At 67.5% G+C, this 14,582-nt stretch carries 15 protein-coding genes; 5 read left to right on the top strand and 10 right to left on the bottom strand.

What is annotated here, in order from left to right; genetic code table 11:
• Window positions 1–10: 10 nt before the first annotated feature.
• Window positions 11–1,699 (bottom strand): ShlB/FhaC/HecB family hemolysin secretion/activation protein, encoded by a 1,689-nt coding sequence (locus AC5P8U_RS09880; RefSeq protein ID WP_409349628.1) that lies wholly within the window; start codon window positions 1,697–1,699, stop codon window positions 11–13.
• Window positions 1,700–2,136: 437 nt separating this feature from the next.
• Between AC5P8U_RS09880 and AC5P8U_RS09875 the strand changes: the two genes are divergently transcribed.
• From AC5P8U_RS09875 to katG, 4 genes are all read left to right on the top strand, one after another.
• Window positions 2,137–2,529, top strand: coding sequence for a barstar family protein (locus AC5P8U_RS09875; RefSeq protein ID WP_088496385.1), 393 nt, complete (start codon window positions 2,137–2,139; stop codon window positions 2,527–2,529).
• Between the two features lie 135 nt (window positions 2,530–2,664).
• Complete coding sequence (mutS, locus tag AC5P8U_RS09870) at window positions 2,665–5,256, top strand: DNA mismatch repair protein MutS (RefSeq protein ID WP_072166879.1); 2,592 nt, start codon at window positions 2,665–2,667, stop codon at window positions 5,254–5,256.
• Window positions 5,257–5,513: 257 nt separating this feature from the next.
• The gene (locus tag AC5P8U_RS09865) at window positions 5,514–6,113 is read left to right on the top strand and encodes a DUF937 domain-containing protein (RefSeq protein WP_088496962.1); all 600 of its coding nucleotides are present in this window, start codon (window positions 5,514–5,516) and stop codon (window positions 6,111–6,113) included.
• Window positions 6,114–6,260: 147 nt separating this feature from the next.
• A complete protein-coding gene (gene katG, locus AC5P8U_RS09860) occupies window positions 6,261–8,498 on the top strand; it encodes a catalase/peroxidase HPI (RefSeq protein ID WP_072166880.1) in 2,238 nt (745 codons plus the stop codon).
• A 219-nt stretch (window positions 8,499–8,717) separates the two neighbouring features.
• Here katG and AC5P8U_RS09855 read toward each other — a convergent pair whose 3' ends face one another.
• Both AC5P8U_RS09855 and AC5P8U_RS09850 read right to left on the bottom strand, forming a co-directional pair.
• Entirely contained in the window at window positions 8,718–9,125 is a 408-nt protein-coding gene (locus tag AC5P8U_RS09855) for an RNA-binding S4 domain-containing protein (RefSeq protein ID WP_005415742.1), read from the bottom strand.
• A 9-nt stretch (window positions 9,126–9,134) separates the two neighbouring features.
• On the bottom strand, window positions 9,135–9,374 hold the full coding sequence (locus AC5P8U_RS09850) for a hypothetical protein (protein WP_061479154.1): 240 nt from the start codon (window positions 9,372–9,374) through the stop codon (window positions 9,135–9,137).
• A gap of 62 nt (window positions 9,375–9,436) precedes the next feature.
• On the opposite strand from AC5P8U_RS09850, the gene AC5P8U_RS09845 reads away from it, so the two are divergent.
• A complete protein-coding gene (locus AC5P8U_RS09845; RefSeq protein ID WP_252745489.1) occupies window positions 9,437–10,909 on the top strand; it encodes an MATE family efflux transporter in 1,473 nt (490 codons plus the stop codon).
• A 68-nt stretch (window positions 10,910–10,977) separates the two neighbouring features.
• Here AC5P8U_RS09845 and AC5P8U_RS09840 read toward each other — a convergent pair whose 3' ends face one another.
• From AC5P8U_RS09840 to rpsP, 7 genes are all read right to left on the bottom strand, one after another.
• Complete coding sequence (locus AC5P8U_RS09840; protein WP_072166882.1) at window positions 10,978–11,385, bottom strand: DUF1801 domain-containing protein; 408 nt, start codon at window positions 11,383–11,385, stop codon at window positions 10,978–10,980.
• 38 nt (window positions 11,386–11,423) lie between these two features.
• Complete coding sequence (locus AC5P8U_RS09835; RefSeq protein WP_242890018.1) at window positions 11,424–11,858, bottom strand: DUF1801 domain-containing protein; 435 nt, start codon at window positions 11,856–11,858, stop codon at window positions 11,424–11,426.
• Between the two features lie 78 nt (window positions 11,859–11,936).
• Complete coding sequence (locus tag AC5P8U_RS09830) at window positions 11,937–12,317, bottom strand: DUF6404 family protein (protein ID WP_072166884.1); 381 nt, start codon at window positions 12,315–12,317, stop codon at window positions 11,937–11,939.
• An 82-nt stretch (window positions 12,318–12,399) separates the two neighbouring features.
• Window positions 12,400–12,801, bottom strand: coding sequence for a 50S ribosomal protein L19 (gene rplS / locus AC5P8U_RS09825; RefSeq protein ID WP_005415736.1), 402 nt, complete (start codon window positions 12,799–12,801; stop codon window positions 12,400–12,402).
• A 154-nt stretch (window positions 12,802–12,955) separates the two neighbouring features.
• A complete protein-coding gene (gene trmD, locus AC5P8U_RS09820; RefSeq protein ID WP_005415735.1) occupies window positions 12,956–13,714 on the bottom strand; it encodes a tRNA (guanosine(37)-N1)-methyltransferase TrmD in 759 nt (252 codons plus the stop codon).
• Window positions 13,715–13,722: 8 nt separating this feature from the next.
• Window positions 13,723–14,235 carry a ribosome maturation factor RimM gene (gene rimM / locus AC5P8U_RS09815; protein WP_005415734.1) on the bottom strand — a complete coding sequence of 171 codons (513 nt, stop codon included), beginning with the start codon at window positions 14,233–14,235 and terminating at the stop codon, window positions 13,723–13,725.
• Between the two features lie 44 nt (window positions 14,236–14,279).
• Window positions 14,280–14,540: a 30S ribosomal protein S16 gene (gene rpsP / locus AC5P8U_RS09810; protein ID WP_005415733.1), complete on the bottom strand. Its 261-nt coding sequence runs from the start codon at window positions 14,538–14,540 to the stop codon at window positions 14,280–14,282.
• Window positions 14,541–14,582 lie beyond the last annotated feature (42 nt).

Below are 14,582 nucleotides of genomic sequence, written 5' to 3'. Positions count from 1 at the left end.
TTGTGGCGGATCAGTAGCGCCAGGCCAGGCTGAAGCCGAATGTGGTGTAGTCGGCGGGGAAATGGGCGGGTTTGTGCAGCGCCGAACCCACGAAGCCATCCCAGGAAAGCTGCTGCCAGCCGCCGCGCAGGCCCAGTGCCATGCCGGCCAGGTCATGGCCGGACTGCCACTGCGCGGATGGGCCGCCAATGCGGCCGTAGTCGGCAGCCACGTAGAACTCCTGGCCGCCCCCGATACCGAGCGAAAGATCGTTGCGCAGCGACCAGCCACGCTCGCCACTGAGCGAACTTTCACCGTCGAAACCGCGCACGGTATAGCGGCCACCGATGGCGAAGCGATCCTGTGGCGAGAGCGGTGTGCGGTTCCACTGCGCCCGCCATGCGGCGGTGTAGCGCAGGCGCTGCCTGCCCAGCTGGAACGGCACGCTGAACTGCGCGTCGGCGGTGATCAGCTTCATCCGCGAGGTGCCTTCCAGCGGCAACGTCGGGTCCCACAACTGCGCCATCTCTTCCGGCGAACGCAGTGCGTGGAAGGCGCCCGTGCCACGCCGGTAGGCCACGCTGGCATCGAGCGTGGCAGTGCCGATGAACTGCTTGTGGGTCAGGCCCAGTTCCCAGCCAGCGGTGCGGCGGCGCTGCACTTCGATCTCGGTATCGTCGATGTAGTTCTTCGACTCGCGCTGCCAGCCGCGTGCGTAGGCACTGAACTTGACCTTGGCATTGCGCAGCAGCAGCCGGTCCACCCGCGCTTCGGCGTTGCGGCTGCGGCCGCTGTACTCATAGCGTTCAAAGGCGCCGACCACGTTCTGGCTGTAGTCGTAGGCGCTGGCAGTAGCACCGAACAGCCAGTAGCCGTAGGGCACGTCGTAGTGCGCGGTCCAGCTGTCGGTGTCCTTGCCGCGGCCGTTGAACACGCCACGGCCCGCACTGACGTAGAACAGCTCGTTCAGGCCCAGCGGATTGTCCAGCGACAGCGTCGCGTTGGCCTGCAGCTTGCCGGTGCCGCGGCTGCCGGCATCGTCCAGGGTGACGCTGGCGCGCACCGGCGAGCGCTGCGTCCAGTCGATCTGCAGGTCGCTCTGGCCCGGCGCCGCGCCCTCGCCGTCGGCCGGCGCGATCTTGATGTCGGCGCTGACGGTGGGCACGCGCTGCAGGTTCTCCAGGCCCTGCTCGATGTCACGCAGGTTGAGCAGGCCGCCGCTGCGGATCGGCAGTGCATTGGCGAGGGCCGGATGCCGTCCCTGCGGATCGGAGAACACGGCCTCGCGGAACCGGCCCGGCACCACCGACAACGCCAGCGTGCCCTGGTTGAGGTCCTGCGGTGCCGACAGCACGCGCGTGGTGACATAGCCACGGGCGATGATCGCGTTCTGCACACGCTTCATCACCACGTTGATGCCTTCGGTTCCCAGGCAACGGCCAGTGGCCGGATCGTCCGTCGGGTCGGCCGCCGCCAGTGCCCAGCCGAAGCGCTGGCTGTCTTCGCCTTCCAGCACGATGCGATCGATGCGTACGCACGGGTTCTCCCGCGCCGGCAGGCGGTCGCCCTCCTTCTGCGCGTCCCGCTCCAGGCGGACGTCGGGGCGTTGTTCCTGCTGCTCGCGCAGCACGCGTTCGCGCTCCTGCTGCCGCAGCAGTTCCTGCGCGGCGGGATCACCGGCCTGCTGGGCGGTCGCCGGCCATGCGGCAACGGCGAGCATCAATGACCAACCACGATGGAGCCTCGGCCCCGGGTGCTTCTTCCCTGTTTCCACGCTACGTTCCATTCGAAATCGTCCTGCCAGCGCCCGCGGTGCCAGCCGCGGTGCTGCAGGAACGTGAACCGAGGCTGCGCCACCATGGACAGCCACGGCATCGCGCGACAGGCGCAATGCCGGAGTACAGATCGGCCGGCGCGGGAGTTTCTGAAGGATGAATTTCCGGAGGGCGCGCGTCAGCCCGGTGCAAAGGCTCGCGGCAAAGCGCTGGCAGGTTGCGGAACGAGCGTTCGCCTCGTGCCTGCAAAGCGGCGCATGCTGCTGCACGACAGCCGTGCAGCGAAGTGCAGCCGCGAAGTATGCGGTGCACGGCCCACGCCCGCAAAGCGATTCCGTTCAGCCGCACACGCCCTGCGCGCGGGTCACGCTACAGTCGGCGCATGACCATCGTCCTACAGATTGAAGGCGCCGCCATCGATGACATCGCCAGCCTGTACGCGGAGATCAACCGCGTGTTCATGGCTGGCGAGGCGTGGCAGCTCGGGCCGAGCCTGGATGCGCTGGACGACCTGCTGCATGGCAGTTATGGCGCGTTGGCCGGCCAGGCGCAGGCCACGCTGATCTGGCGCGATATCGCCCACAGCCGCACGGCCCTGGGCATGGAGACCACCCGCCAATGGCTGCAGGCAAAGCTGGACACACCGGGCAGTTTCAATACGCAGGCCATTGCCCTCCAGCTGCAGGACATGCAACGGGGCGAAGGCCCGACCTACTTCGAGATCGTCATGCAGATCATCGACGGCCACCAGCAGATCACGTTGGTCCCGGCCTGACCCCCCTTTCCGTGCCGTACCGGCCTGCCACCGGTGGCGGCAGCCCTGCGCCCCAGCAGTTACCATGGACGGCCCTGTACGCGCTCCGCTGCCGCTGCCCTCCGGCGCGGCCGGATGCCCTGATCCACGAGTCCCATGTCCAAAGACAAGTCCGCCGAACATACCCCGCTGATGAAGCAGTTCTTCGCAGCCAAGTCCGAGTACCCGGACCTGCTGCTGTTCTTCCGCATGGGCGACTTCTACGAGCTGTTCTACGACGATGCGCGCAAGGCCGCGCGCCTGCTCGACATCACCCTGACCCAGCGTGGCAGCTCCGGCGGCGCACCGATTCCGATGGCCGGCGTGCCGGTGCATGCCTACGAGGGCTACCTGGCAAGGCTGGTGGCGCTGGGCGAGTCAGTGGCGATCTGCGAGCAGATCGGTGACCCGGCGCTGGCCAAGGGCCTGGTCGAACGCAAGGTGGTGCGCATCGTCACCCCCGGAACCGTCACCGACGAAGCGCTGCTGGACGAGCGCCGTGACACCCTGCTGATGGCGCTGTCGCGCACGAAGCAGGGCTACGGCCTGGCCTGGGCCGACCTGGCCGGTGGCCGCTTCCTGGTCAACGAAGTGGAAACCGACGACGCCCTGGAAGCCGAACTGGCCCGACTGGAGCCGGCCGAGCTGCTGGTGCCCGACGAAGAAAACTGGCCGGAATTCCTGCGCCAGCGCACCGGCGTGCGCCGTCGCGCCCCCTGGTTGTTCGACGCCGACAGCGGCCGCCGCCAGCTGCTGAACTTCTTCAAGCTGCATGACCTGAGCGGCTTCGGCATCGATGACAAGCCGCGCGCGACCGCTGCCGCAGGTGCCCTGCTCGGCTATGTCGAGGAGACCCAGAAGCAGCGCCTGCCGCACCTGACCTCGATCGCGATGGAAACCGCTGGCGAGGCGATCGCGATGAACGCCGCCACCCGTCGCCACCTGGAACTGGACACGCGCGTCGACGGCGATACCCGTAATACCCTGCTGGGCGTGCTCGACAGCACGGTGACGCCGATGGGCGGCCGCCTGCTGCGGCGCTGGCTGCACCGCCCACTGCGCCTGCGCGAGGTCCTGGTACAGCGTCACCATGCGGTGGAAACCCTGATCGACCGCGGCAGCGACGCCGATATCCGCGAACAGTTCCGCCGCCTGGGCGACCTGGAACGCATCCTCACCCGCGTCGCGCTGCGCTCGGCGCGCCCGCGCGATTTCTCCACCCTGCGCGATGGCCTGGGCTTGCTGCCCGCCGTGCGCGAGGTGCTGGCGCCGCTGGATTCGCCGCGCCTGCAGGCCCTGCACGCCGCGCTGGGCGAGCATGACGCGTGCGCGCAGCTGCTGGCCAGCGCCATTGCCGAAATGCCGCCACTGAAGCTGAGCGACGGCGGCGTGCTGGCCGACGGCTTCGATGAAGAGCTGGACGAGCTGCGCCGCCTGTCCACCCATGCTGACCAGTTCCTGGTCGATCTGGAACAGCGCGAACGCGAAAGCAGCGGCATTCCCACCCTGAAGGTGGGCTACAACCGCGTGCATGGCTACTACATCGAGATCAGCAAGGGCCAGTCCGACCGTGCGCCGGTGCACTACACCCGCCGCCAGACGCTGACCAATGCCGAGCGCTACATCACCGAAGAACTGAAGGCGTTCGAAGACAAGGTGCTGTCCGCGCGCGACCGTTCGCTGTCGCGCGAGAAGTACCTGTACGAGCAGCTGCTGGACACCCTCGGCGAACAGCTGGAACCGTTGAAGCAGTGCGCCGCTGCGCTGAGCGAACTGGACGTGCTGGCCGCCTTCGCCGAGCGCGCGCAGGCACTGGACTGGTCACGCCCGGAACTGGAAACGGCACCGTGCCTGAAGATCGAACGTGGCCGCCACCCGGTGGTCGAAGCGGTGCGTGAGCAGCCGTTCGAACCGAACGACCTGGACCTGCACCCCGATCGTCGCATGCTGGTCATCACCGGCCCGAACATGGGCGGTAAATCGACCTACATGCGGCAGAACGCGCTGATCGTGCTGCTGGCCCATATCGGCAGTTTCGTGCCGGCCAGCCGCGCTGTGATCGGCCCGATCGACCGCATCCTCACCCGCATCGGCGCCGGCGACGACCTGGCGCGCGGGCAATCCACCTTCATGGTCGAGATGGCCGAGACCAGCTACATCCTGCATCACGCCACCGCCCATTCGCTGGTGCTGATGGATGAGATCGGCCGCGGCACCTCCACCTACGACGGCCTGGCGCTGGCCGACGCGGTCGCACGTCACCTGGCCTACCAGAACCGCTGCTATACGCTGTTCGCGACCCACTACTTCGAGCTGACCGCGCTGGCCGACGAACAACACGAGGGCGGCCGCAGCGGCATTGCCAACGTGCACCTGGATGCAGTCGAGCACGGTGAAGCGCTGGTGTTCATGCACGCGGTGAAGGATGGCCCGGCCAACCGCAGCTTCGGCCTGCAGGTGGCCGCACTGGCCGGCCTGCCGCGGGCTACTGTGGCGCAGGCGCGTCGCCGCCTGGCCGAGCTGGAACAGCGCGGCGGTGAAAGCCACGCGGCCGAACTGGCACCGCAGGCACTGGATGCACCGCAGCAGTTCGGCCTGTTCAGCGCGCCGTCCAGCAAGGCGCAGGAAGCGCTGGCGGCGATCGACCCGGACGAGTTGACGCCGAAGCAGGCGCTTGAGGCGCTGTACCGGTTGAAGACGCTGCTGTAACCGCGCCCGCTGGCAGGCCTGGGCCGAGCGCGGGCAGGGCTCTACAACTCACGCCCTGCCTGTAGAGCCGAGCCCATGCTCGGCTCCACAACGACCCCGTCGCGCTCTGTATGTAGAGCCGGGCCCATGCTCGGCTCCACAACGACCCCGTCGCGCTCTGTATGTAGAGCCGGGCCCATGCTCGGCTGCCTTCGCATTCCCGTAGTGCACGCAGCGTTATGCTCGGGCCGTCCTTCCTTCACAGAACAGAGACTGCCATGAACACCGAATCGCTCGCTGCATCCCTCTTCCAGCAGCTGCAGCAGGGCCAGGGCCTGCAGCAGCTGTCCCAGCAACTCGGCCTGGACAGCAGCCAGACCGCCCAGGCCGTCGGCAGCGCCCTGCCCCTGCTGCTCGGCGCGATGGGGCAGAACGCCAGTGAGCCGCAGGGCGCGCAGTCGCTGCTCAACGCGTTGCAGCGCGACCACAGCGGTGGCGGCGGTTTCGACCTGGGCGGGATCCTGGGCGCGGTGATGGGCGGGGGCGGCAGCGGCGCCACCGATGGCGCCGGCATCCTCGGCCACGTGTTCGGTGGCCAGCAACCGCAGGCGGCACAACTGCTCGGGCAGAAGACCGGTCTCGACAGCGGCACTTCGGGCAAGCTGCTGGCAATCCTCGCCCCCATCGTCATGTCCTTCCTGGCCCAGCGCTTCGCCCAGGGTGGCAACGCAGGCCAGCTGAGCCAGGCATTGGGCCAGGAAACGCAGCAGTCCGGCGGCATCGGCAACCTGCTCGGCGGCGTCCTGGACCAGGACGGCGACGGCCAGTTCGGAGCCAGTGACTTGATGAAGCTGGGCGCGGGTCTGCTGAAGCGTTGATCGGACACGACCGTCCTAGTCGGACGGCTCCATAGTTCACCACTATCGCATCGGTTGAATCAATCGAATTTACCCATTGCTAGGCGCCACCTATCGTGGTCAGGCCTCCCCCGATTCCACCTTTCGCCAGTCCACAGGTAGAGACCCATGAAAAGCGAAGCGAAGTGCCCGTTCAACCATGCCGTCGTCGGCGACGCGACGACCAACCGCGACTGGTGGCCGAACCAGTTGCGCGTGGACCTGCTCAACCAGCATTCGGCGCGCTCCAATCCGCTCGATGCCGGCTTCGATTACGCCAAGGCCTTCAAGGGGCTGGACTACGCCGCGCTGAAGGCGGACCTGAAGGCGCTGATGACCGATTCGCAGGACTGGTGGCCGGCCGACTTCGGGCACTACGGTGGCCTGTTCATCCGCATGGCCTGGCACAGTGCCGGCACCTATCGCATCGGCGACGGCCGCGGCGGCGGCGGTCGTGGCCAGCAGCGCTTCGCACCGCTCAACAGCTGGCCGGACAATGTCAGCCTGGACAAGGCCCGGCGCCTGCTGTGGCCGATCAAGCAGAAGTACGGCCAGGCCATTTCCTGGGCCGACCTGCTCATCCTCACCGGTAACGTCGCGCTGGAATCGATGGGGTTCAAGACCCTGGGCTTTGCCGGCGGCCGCCCCGATACCTGGGAGCCGGACCAGGATGTGTACTGGGGCCGCGAAACCACCTGGCTGGGCGGTGACGTGCGCTACAAGCATGGCTCGGAAGGCGTTGAAGAGAACCATGGCGTGCTCGTATCCGATGACGATGCCGACGGCGACGTGCACTCGCGCACGCTGGAAAACCCGCTGGCCGCAGTGCAGATGGGCCTGATCTACGTCAATCCGGAGGGGCCGGATGGCAACCCGGATCCGGTGCTGGCCGCGCATGACATCCGCGATACGTTCGGCCGCATGGCCATGGACGACGAGGAAACCGTCGCGCTTATCGCCGGCGGCCACAGCTTCGGCAAAACCCACGGTGCCGGCCCGGCCGACAACGTCGGCAAGGAACCGGAAGCCGCCGGGCTGGAAAACCAGGGCCTGGGCTGGGCCAGCAGCTTCCGCAGCGGCAAGGGCGGCGACGCCATCACCAGCGGCCTGGAAGTGACCTGGACGCGCACCCCGGCGCAGTGGAGCCACGATTTCTTCGAAATCCTGTTCGGCAACGAATGGGAGCTGAGCAAGAGCCCGGCCGGTGCCCACCAGTGGGTGGCCAAGAACGCCGAAGCGGTGATTCCCGACGCGCACGACCCGTCGAAGAAGCACCGCCCCACCATGCTCACCACCGACCTGTCGCTGCGCATGGATCCGGCCTACGAGAAGATCTCGCGCCGGTTCCTCGCCGAGCCCCAGGCCTTCGCCGATGCCTTCGCCCGCGCCTGGTTCAAGCTGACCCACCGCGACATGGGCCCGCGCGCACGTTACCTCGGCCCGGAAATTCCGGCCGAACAGTTCATCTGGCAGGACCCGCTGCCGGAAGCACAGCACCCGCTGATCGACGCCAAGGACATCGCCGCGCTGAAGCAGCAGATCGCCGCAGCGGGCCTGAGCGTCGCCGAGCTGGTGTCCACCGCATGGGCGTCGGCTTCGACCTTCCGTGGTTCGGACAAGCGCGGCGGCGCCAACGGTGCGCGCATCCGCCTGGCGCCGCAGAAGGACTGGGAGGTGAACCAGCCGCAGCAGCTGGCCAAGGTGCTGGCCGCGCTGGAAAAGGTGCAGGCCAGCTTCAATGCCGGCGGCAAGCACGTGTCACTGGCCGACCTGATCGTGCTGGCCGGTGGCGTAGGTGTCGAACAGGCGGCCAAGGCCGGTGGCCATGAGGTCAGCGTGCCGTTCACCCCGGGCCGCACCGACGCCAGCCAGGAACAGACCGACGTCGAATCGTTCGCGGTGCTCGAGCCGGTCGCCGATGGCTTCCGCAATTACCTGAAGGGCGCCTACAGCGTGCCCGGGGAGGCGCTGCTGATCGACAAGGCGCAGCTGCTTACGCTGACCGCGCCGGAGATGACCGTGCTGGTCGGCGGCCTGCGCGTGCTCGGTGCCAATGCCGATGGTGGCAAGCACGGCGTGTTCACCACGCGCCCAGGCACGCTCAGCAACGACTTCTTCGTCAACCTGCTGGACATGGGTACGCAGTGGAAGGCCACCGGCCGCGAAAGCTACGAAGGCCGTGGCCGCACCGACGGCGCTGTGCGCTGGACCGGTACCCGCACCGACCTGGTGTTCGGCTCAAACGCGGTGCTGCGCGCATTGGCCGAGGTCTATGCCAGCGCCGATGGCGAGAAGAAGTTCGTGCAGGATTTCATCGCCGCCTGGACGCGGGTGATGGAACTGGACCGCTACGACCTGCACGGTTGAGGCGTTCGGGGTAGTCGCCGGGCATGGCCCGGCGCTACCGGCGCGCTCAACCGGGTGCGAAGCGTCGGTTCGCATGCTCTCCGCAGCAGTACGCCATTTCGGCTGGCGTCCCGCAGCGCCTGGACGCAGGCACGGTCCGGCGAGCTCTCGTTGAAGCCGTTGCCACCGCGCTGCGGCGTATCCCGGAAGGTGATGTCGCCGGCGAACGCCGGGGCTGCGTCACAGCGCGTCGATGTCCCCCAGCGCGCGGATCAACCGGCGTGCGCGCTTGTCCGGCTTGTGCTCCGGCGGCTGGAACCCGTCACGCGCGGCGATGCGCAGCGCACGCTGTTCGGCACGACGCGCCTTGGAGGCCTCGCTCTCGGCATACAGCTGCTGCGCCGTCGCTGCGGGCCCGCGCTGATCGCTCAGGCCGAGCACCTGGACCTCGAAATGCTCTTCACCACGGTCGACCTGAAGCTGCTCGCCCACGCGCACCGCGCGTGAGGATTTCGGACGCTGCCCGGCAACGCTGACCTTGCCGGTCTCGATCGCCTGCTTGGCCAGGCTGCGGGTCTTGAAGAAACGGGCCGCCCACAACCAGATGTCCAGGCGGACACTGGGTGACAGCGGGGAAAGCTCGGGCATGGGGGCAGGCTACTCCAGTGGCTTGTTGAGGGGACGCGGGTTGTCCGGGTCGGCGCGGCAGCCGGTGCCGCCGATCAATGGCCGCACCCCGGAGGCCAGGTCCTGGCGCTGGCTGCCGACCAGGCACTCGGGACGGTCGGTTGGCCGGATCTGGGTATCACCCAGCCGGTCGTCCATCGAACATGCGGCCAATACAGCGCTGATCAAGGCCAGCGCCAACCTCCGCTCCACCTGCAGTCGTTGATGCATTGCCACATCCCGCAAACCGGCTTGGTGCTAGTGTGCGCCTCCCGGGATTCGATCACCACTCCATGGCCAAGGCACCGCTTGACCTGACCTCCGGCCCGATCGGGCGCAATCTCCTGTTGTTCTCCCTGCCGATCCTGGCGGGCAACATCGCGCAGTCGCTGAACGGTTCGGTGAACGCGGTCTGGGTCGGGCGCTTCCTCGGCGAGGCGGCACTGACCGCCACCGCGAACGCCAACAACATCATGTTCTTCCTGATCGGCTCGGTGTTCGGTTTTGGCATGGCCTCCACCATCCTGATCGGCCAGGCGATCGGCGCGCGCGACATCGCGCAGGCGCGGCGCGTGGTCGGCACCAGCGCCACCTTCTTCATCGGCCTGTCGGTGATCATCGCCCTCGCCGGCTGGTTCATGGCCCATCCGCTGCTGGCGGCGATGGGCACGCCGGCCGCTTCGCTGCCATTGGCCGAGGCCTACCTGCAGATCATCTTCCTGGCGATGCCGACGCTGTACGCGTTCGCCTTCCTCACCGCCGCGCTGCGCGGTGCCGGTGATTCGCGCACGCCATTCCGTTTCCTGATGGTGTCGGTGGCGCTGGACATCGTGCTGAACCCGGTACTGATCTTCGGCATGGGGCCGTTCCCTGCGCTGGGCATCGCCGGCTCGGCGTGGGCCACGCTGGTCGCGCAGACGCTGTCGCTGGCCGGCCTGCTGCTGTACATGCGGCACAAGCGCCACACCCTGTGGCTGGGCCGCGCCGACATGCGCCTGTTCAAGCTCGACATGACCATCCTCAAGGCGCTGGTGGTCAAGGGCGTGCCGATGGGCCTGCAGATGGTGCTGATCTCGCTGTCGGTGATCCTGCTGATGACCATGGTCAACCAGTACGGGACCGACACCGGCGCGGGCTACGGCGCTGCCCTGCAACTGTGGAACTACCTGCAGATGCCAGCGATGGCGATCGGTGCAGCGTGCTCTTCGATGGCCGCACAGAACGTGGGGGCGCAGCGCTGGGACCGCGTGCGCGGCACCGCGCGCCAAGGCGTGCTGTTCAACTTCCTGCTGACCGGCGCGTTGATCCTGCCGCTGGTGCTGTTCGATCGCCAGCTGCTGGCGCTGTTCCTGCCACCGGCCAGCCAGGCGCTGGAGATCGCGCGCCACCTCAACCACGTAGTGATCGGCTCGTTCCTGTTCTTCGGCGTCAGCTTCGTGATCTCCGGCGTGGTGCGCTCCACCGGCGCGGTGATTCCACCGCTGCTGATCCTGGCTGGCTCGCTGTGGGGCGTGCGCGTGCCGTTCGCCGAACTGCTGCAGCCTTACTGGGGCGCCGATGCGATCTGGTGGAGCTTCCCGGTCAGCTCGCTGGTGTCGATGCTGCTGTCGCTGGCGTATTACCGCTGGGGTGGCTGGCGCAAGGCGAAGATGATGGGCAAGCCCTCCCATGCCGATGCGCTGGCCACGCCCTCGGAGATTCCCGCCTGCCCACCCTCGCCGGTGGCCGACCCGGATGCGGCACTGGAGCCAGCGCCGCCACGTTGAGGTGGGTGCGGACCGTTGGTCCGCACAGGCCTGTCAGCCGAGCATGGGCTCGGCTCTACAGAAGACGGTCAGCGCTTCTTCTTCGCCGCGTTGAACGTCGCCGCCGCGCGCAGCAGCGCCTTGAACGTAGCGGCATCCGGCATCGCGCCTTGATGGATATCGATCGCGCGCCGGGTGTTGCCGTCCAGGCTGGCATTGAACAGGCCCTTCGGGTCCGGCAGCGCCGCGCCGTGGGCGAAGGTCAGTTTCACCGCCTGCCTGTAGGTTTCGCCGGTGCACAGGATGCCGTCCTGCTCCCACACCGGCGTGCCGCGCCACTTCCAGGTCTCCTGCACGTCGGGCAGGGCTTCATGGATCAAGGCGCGCACGCGTGCCAGCGTTTCGCCGCGCCAGTCACCCAGTTCGGCGATGCGCGCGTCGATCAGTTCAGCGGCCGGTGTTCCGGCATCGGCAGGGTTCGGTGCATGCGTGACCATCAGCGGCTCTCGTCGGGAAGGGAATCGGAACGTCGGGGTTACATGCGCTCGCCGGGCAACGCGGCGGCCTGGCGCACCCAGTCGCGGAACTGCGTTTCATCCAACGGGGCATCTTCGAAGATGTGCAGGTAACGCGTATTGGCGCTCCTGGACGGCTCGGGCGGCACTGGCGCCAGTGCCGCGCCGCGGAAGAACGCCACCTTGATGTAGCGGGTGAAGCAATGGAAGCTGAGAAACCACCCTTCGCCCGGCGCAACCGCATACATCGGCGAGTTCCACTTCACCGCCTTGTGCACGCCAGGTACGGCCTGCTCGATCAATGCATCCAGTCGCGCGCCGATCGCACGTTTCCAGTCCGGCATGGCGGCGATGTATGCCTGCACCGGCGCATCGCCCTCGCCCTTGGCGATCTGCGGGTTGCCACCGGACAGCAGCGTGGGCGCAGTGGAAGGTGCGGTTCGCTTGGCAGGCATCGCACGGCACGGGCATCGGGATGAAGCTGCAGCCTAGCGCGGGCCCGCCGTGTGGTCACGGCGCAGTGCGCCATCGGCTCAGTCTGCCTGCCGTGCGCGGAACCGTCGCCAGTCCGGCAGCTTGCGGTGGCGGCGCAGCGAGCGCATCAGCGCCGCCATCACCATGCCGAACAGCACGCCAGCCGACAGGCCGGCCACCAGCAACAGCGCCAGCGGGCGCTCGCTGCCCTGCCACAGCATCAGCCACATCAGCGCGGTCCAGAACAGCCCGAACAGCAGGCCCTGCACCAACGCGTTGGTAGCAAATCCGGCCAGGATCGGCGGCGGCAGTGCAATGCCCAGGCGCCACAGCAGGCGATGCAGCAGCGGTGCCGACTGCACGCGCGCCAGCCCCTGGCCGTCCAGGAAGCGCAGCGCCGACTGGATCACGGCAGGATAGCGCGGGTTGATGTCGCTCATCACCTGATCGTGGCCGATGCGATGCCGGAAACGCAAACGGCCACCCGAAGGTGGCCGTCGCGGCAACAACCGAAGTTGTTTATCAGGCCTTGTCGGCCAGACGGGCAGCCTTGGCGGCAGCAGCGGCAGCCAGGTCTTCCTTGATGCGGGCAGCCTTGCCTTCCAGGCCACGCAGGTAGTACAGCTTGCCGGCGCGGACCTTACCACGACGCTTCACTTCGACCGAGTCGATGATGGCGCTGTGGGTCTGGAAAACGCGCTCGACGCCGTAGCCGTGCGAGATCTTGCGCACGGTGAACGAGGAGTTCAGGCCGGCGTTCTTGGTGGCGATGACGACGCCTTCGTAGGCCTGCACGCGCTCGCGGCTGCCTTCCTTCACCTTCACGTTGACGACAACGGTGTCGCCCTGGCTGAACTTCGGCAGTTCGCGGGTGATCTGGGCGGATTCGAATTCCGCGACGATGGACTTGTTCAGCTTGCTCATGGGTTACACCGATTCTTGTTCGGGTGGGCGTGTCGTATCGACAACGTGGGCTCATGCAGTCACCGGACTGTGCTGCACGTTTGTTTTGGGTACTGCGCGCGCCAACCGGGGCTGGCGGGAATTGGCCATGATAGCCGATAAAGCCAGCCCTGCGCTAGGGGCTGGCCTTCTGGTTCCGGGCTTGGCGGCCCTGCTCCAGCAGTTTGCGGTCGGCCTTGCCCAGTGCCTGTTCATCCAGCAGGTCCGGGCGCCGCTGGGCGGTCCGGAGCAGCGACTGCTGGCGGCGCCAGGCGGCGATGGCCGCGTGGTTGCCCGAGCGCAGCACCTCCGGCACGTCCCCCAGCGGGTGCTGGGCCGGCTGGCTGTAATGCGGGCAGTCGAGCAGGCCGAGGTCGCCCTCGAAGCTGTCCTGCGCCGCCGACTCCGCATCGTTCAGGGCACCGTCCTGCAGGCGGGCCACGGCGTCGATGATCACCGCCGCGCCCAGCTCGCCCCCGGACAGCACGTAGTCGCCGAGGGAGATTTCCTCGTCGACATTGGCCTCCAGGAAACGCTCGTCGATGCCCTCGTAGCGGCCACAGAGCAGGACCATGCGCGGCAGCGCCGCCAGTTCCCGCACCTTGGCCTGGGTCAACGGCGCGCCCTGCGGGCTGAGGTAGATCACCCGCGCCGGGGTTGGATCGGCCTCGCGGATCGCCTGCAGGCAGGCCTGCAGCGGCTCGATCAGCATCACCATGCCCGGGCCACCGCCGAACGGACGGTCGTCCACCCGGCGGTAGTTGCCTTCGGCGTAATCACGGGGGTTCCAGCCATGCAGGCTGAACAGTCCCTTCTCCTGCGCGCGCCCGACCACGCCCAGTCCAGCGGACTGGGCGAGGAACTCGGGAAACAGGGTGATGACGTCGAAACGCATGCTCACACTCAGAACTCGGGGTCCCAGTCGACCACGATCAGGTTGGCCTCGAAATCGACGGATTTGACGAAGTCCGGCTGCACGAACGGAATCATCCGCTCGCGATCACCCCGGACCACCACCACGTCATTGGCGCCGGTGCTGAACAGATGCGAGACCTGGCCCAGGGCAACGCCCTCGGTGGTCTTCACATCCAGGCCTTCCAGGTCCACCCAGTAATACTCATCGGGCTTCGGCGGCGGCAGGGCACTGCGGGCCACGTAGATCTCGGTGCCGCGCATCGCTTCGACCACATCGCGATCCTCGACCCCGGGAAAACGGGCCACCAGGTGCTTGCCGCTGTCGCGGCCGCGTACACCCTCAACCGTGGTTTCCACGCCGGACGGGCTGCGCACGATCCACGGCTGGTAACGGAAAATGGCGGAACGAGGCTCGGTCCAGGACTCGAGCTTGATTTCGCCGCGCACACCGAAAGCGCCGACAACCCTGCCCAGCAGGATGCGGCGCTCGATATCTTTCATCTGCGTCAACCAAGAGGGCCACGCCGAAGCGTGGCCCGTCAGGATCAGGCCGCAGCGGCCTGGGACTTGGTCGCTTCCTTGATCAGGTTGCGGACCTTGTCGGTCGGCTGGGCGCCGTTCTTGACCCAATGGTCAACGCGGGCCAGGTCCAGCTCGATGCGCTTCTCGGCGCCCTGGGCGACCGGGTTGTAGAAGCCAACGCGCTCGATGTTGCGGCCGTCGCGCGCGCTGCGCACGTCGGTGACGATGATGTGGTAGAACGGACGCTTCTTGGCGCCGCCGCGGGTCAGTCGGATCTTGACCATGGTGTTTTTCCTATTGCCCAGTCGCCAGGATGGCGAGGTAAG

It is taken from the genome of Stenotrophomonas sp. YJH_SMC_81 (assembly GCF_059370875.1).
Note: the sequence above shows the minus strand (reverse complement) of the source record. Positions and strands in the feature narration are given on the sequence as shown.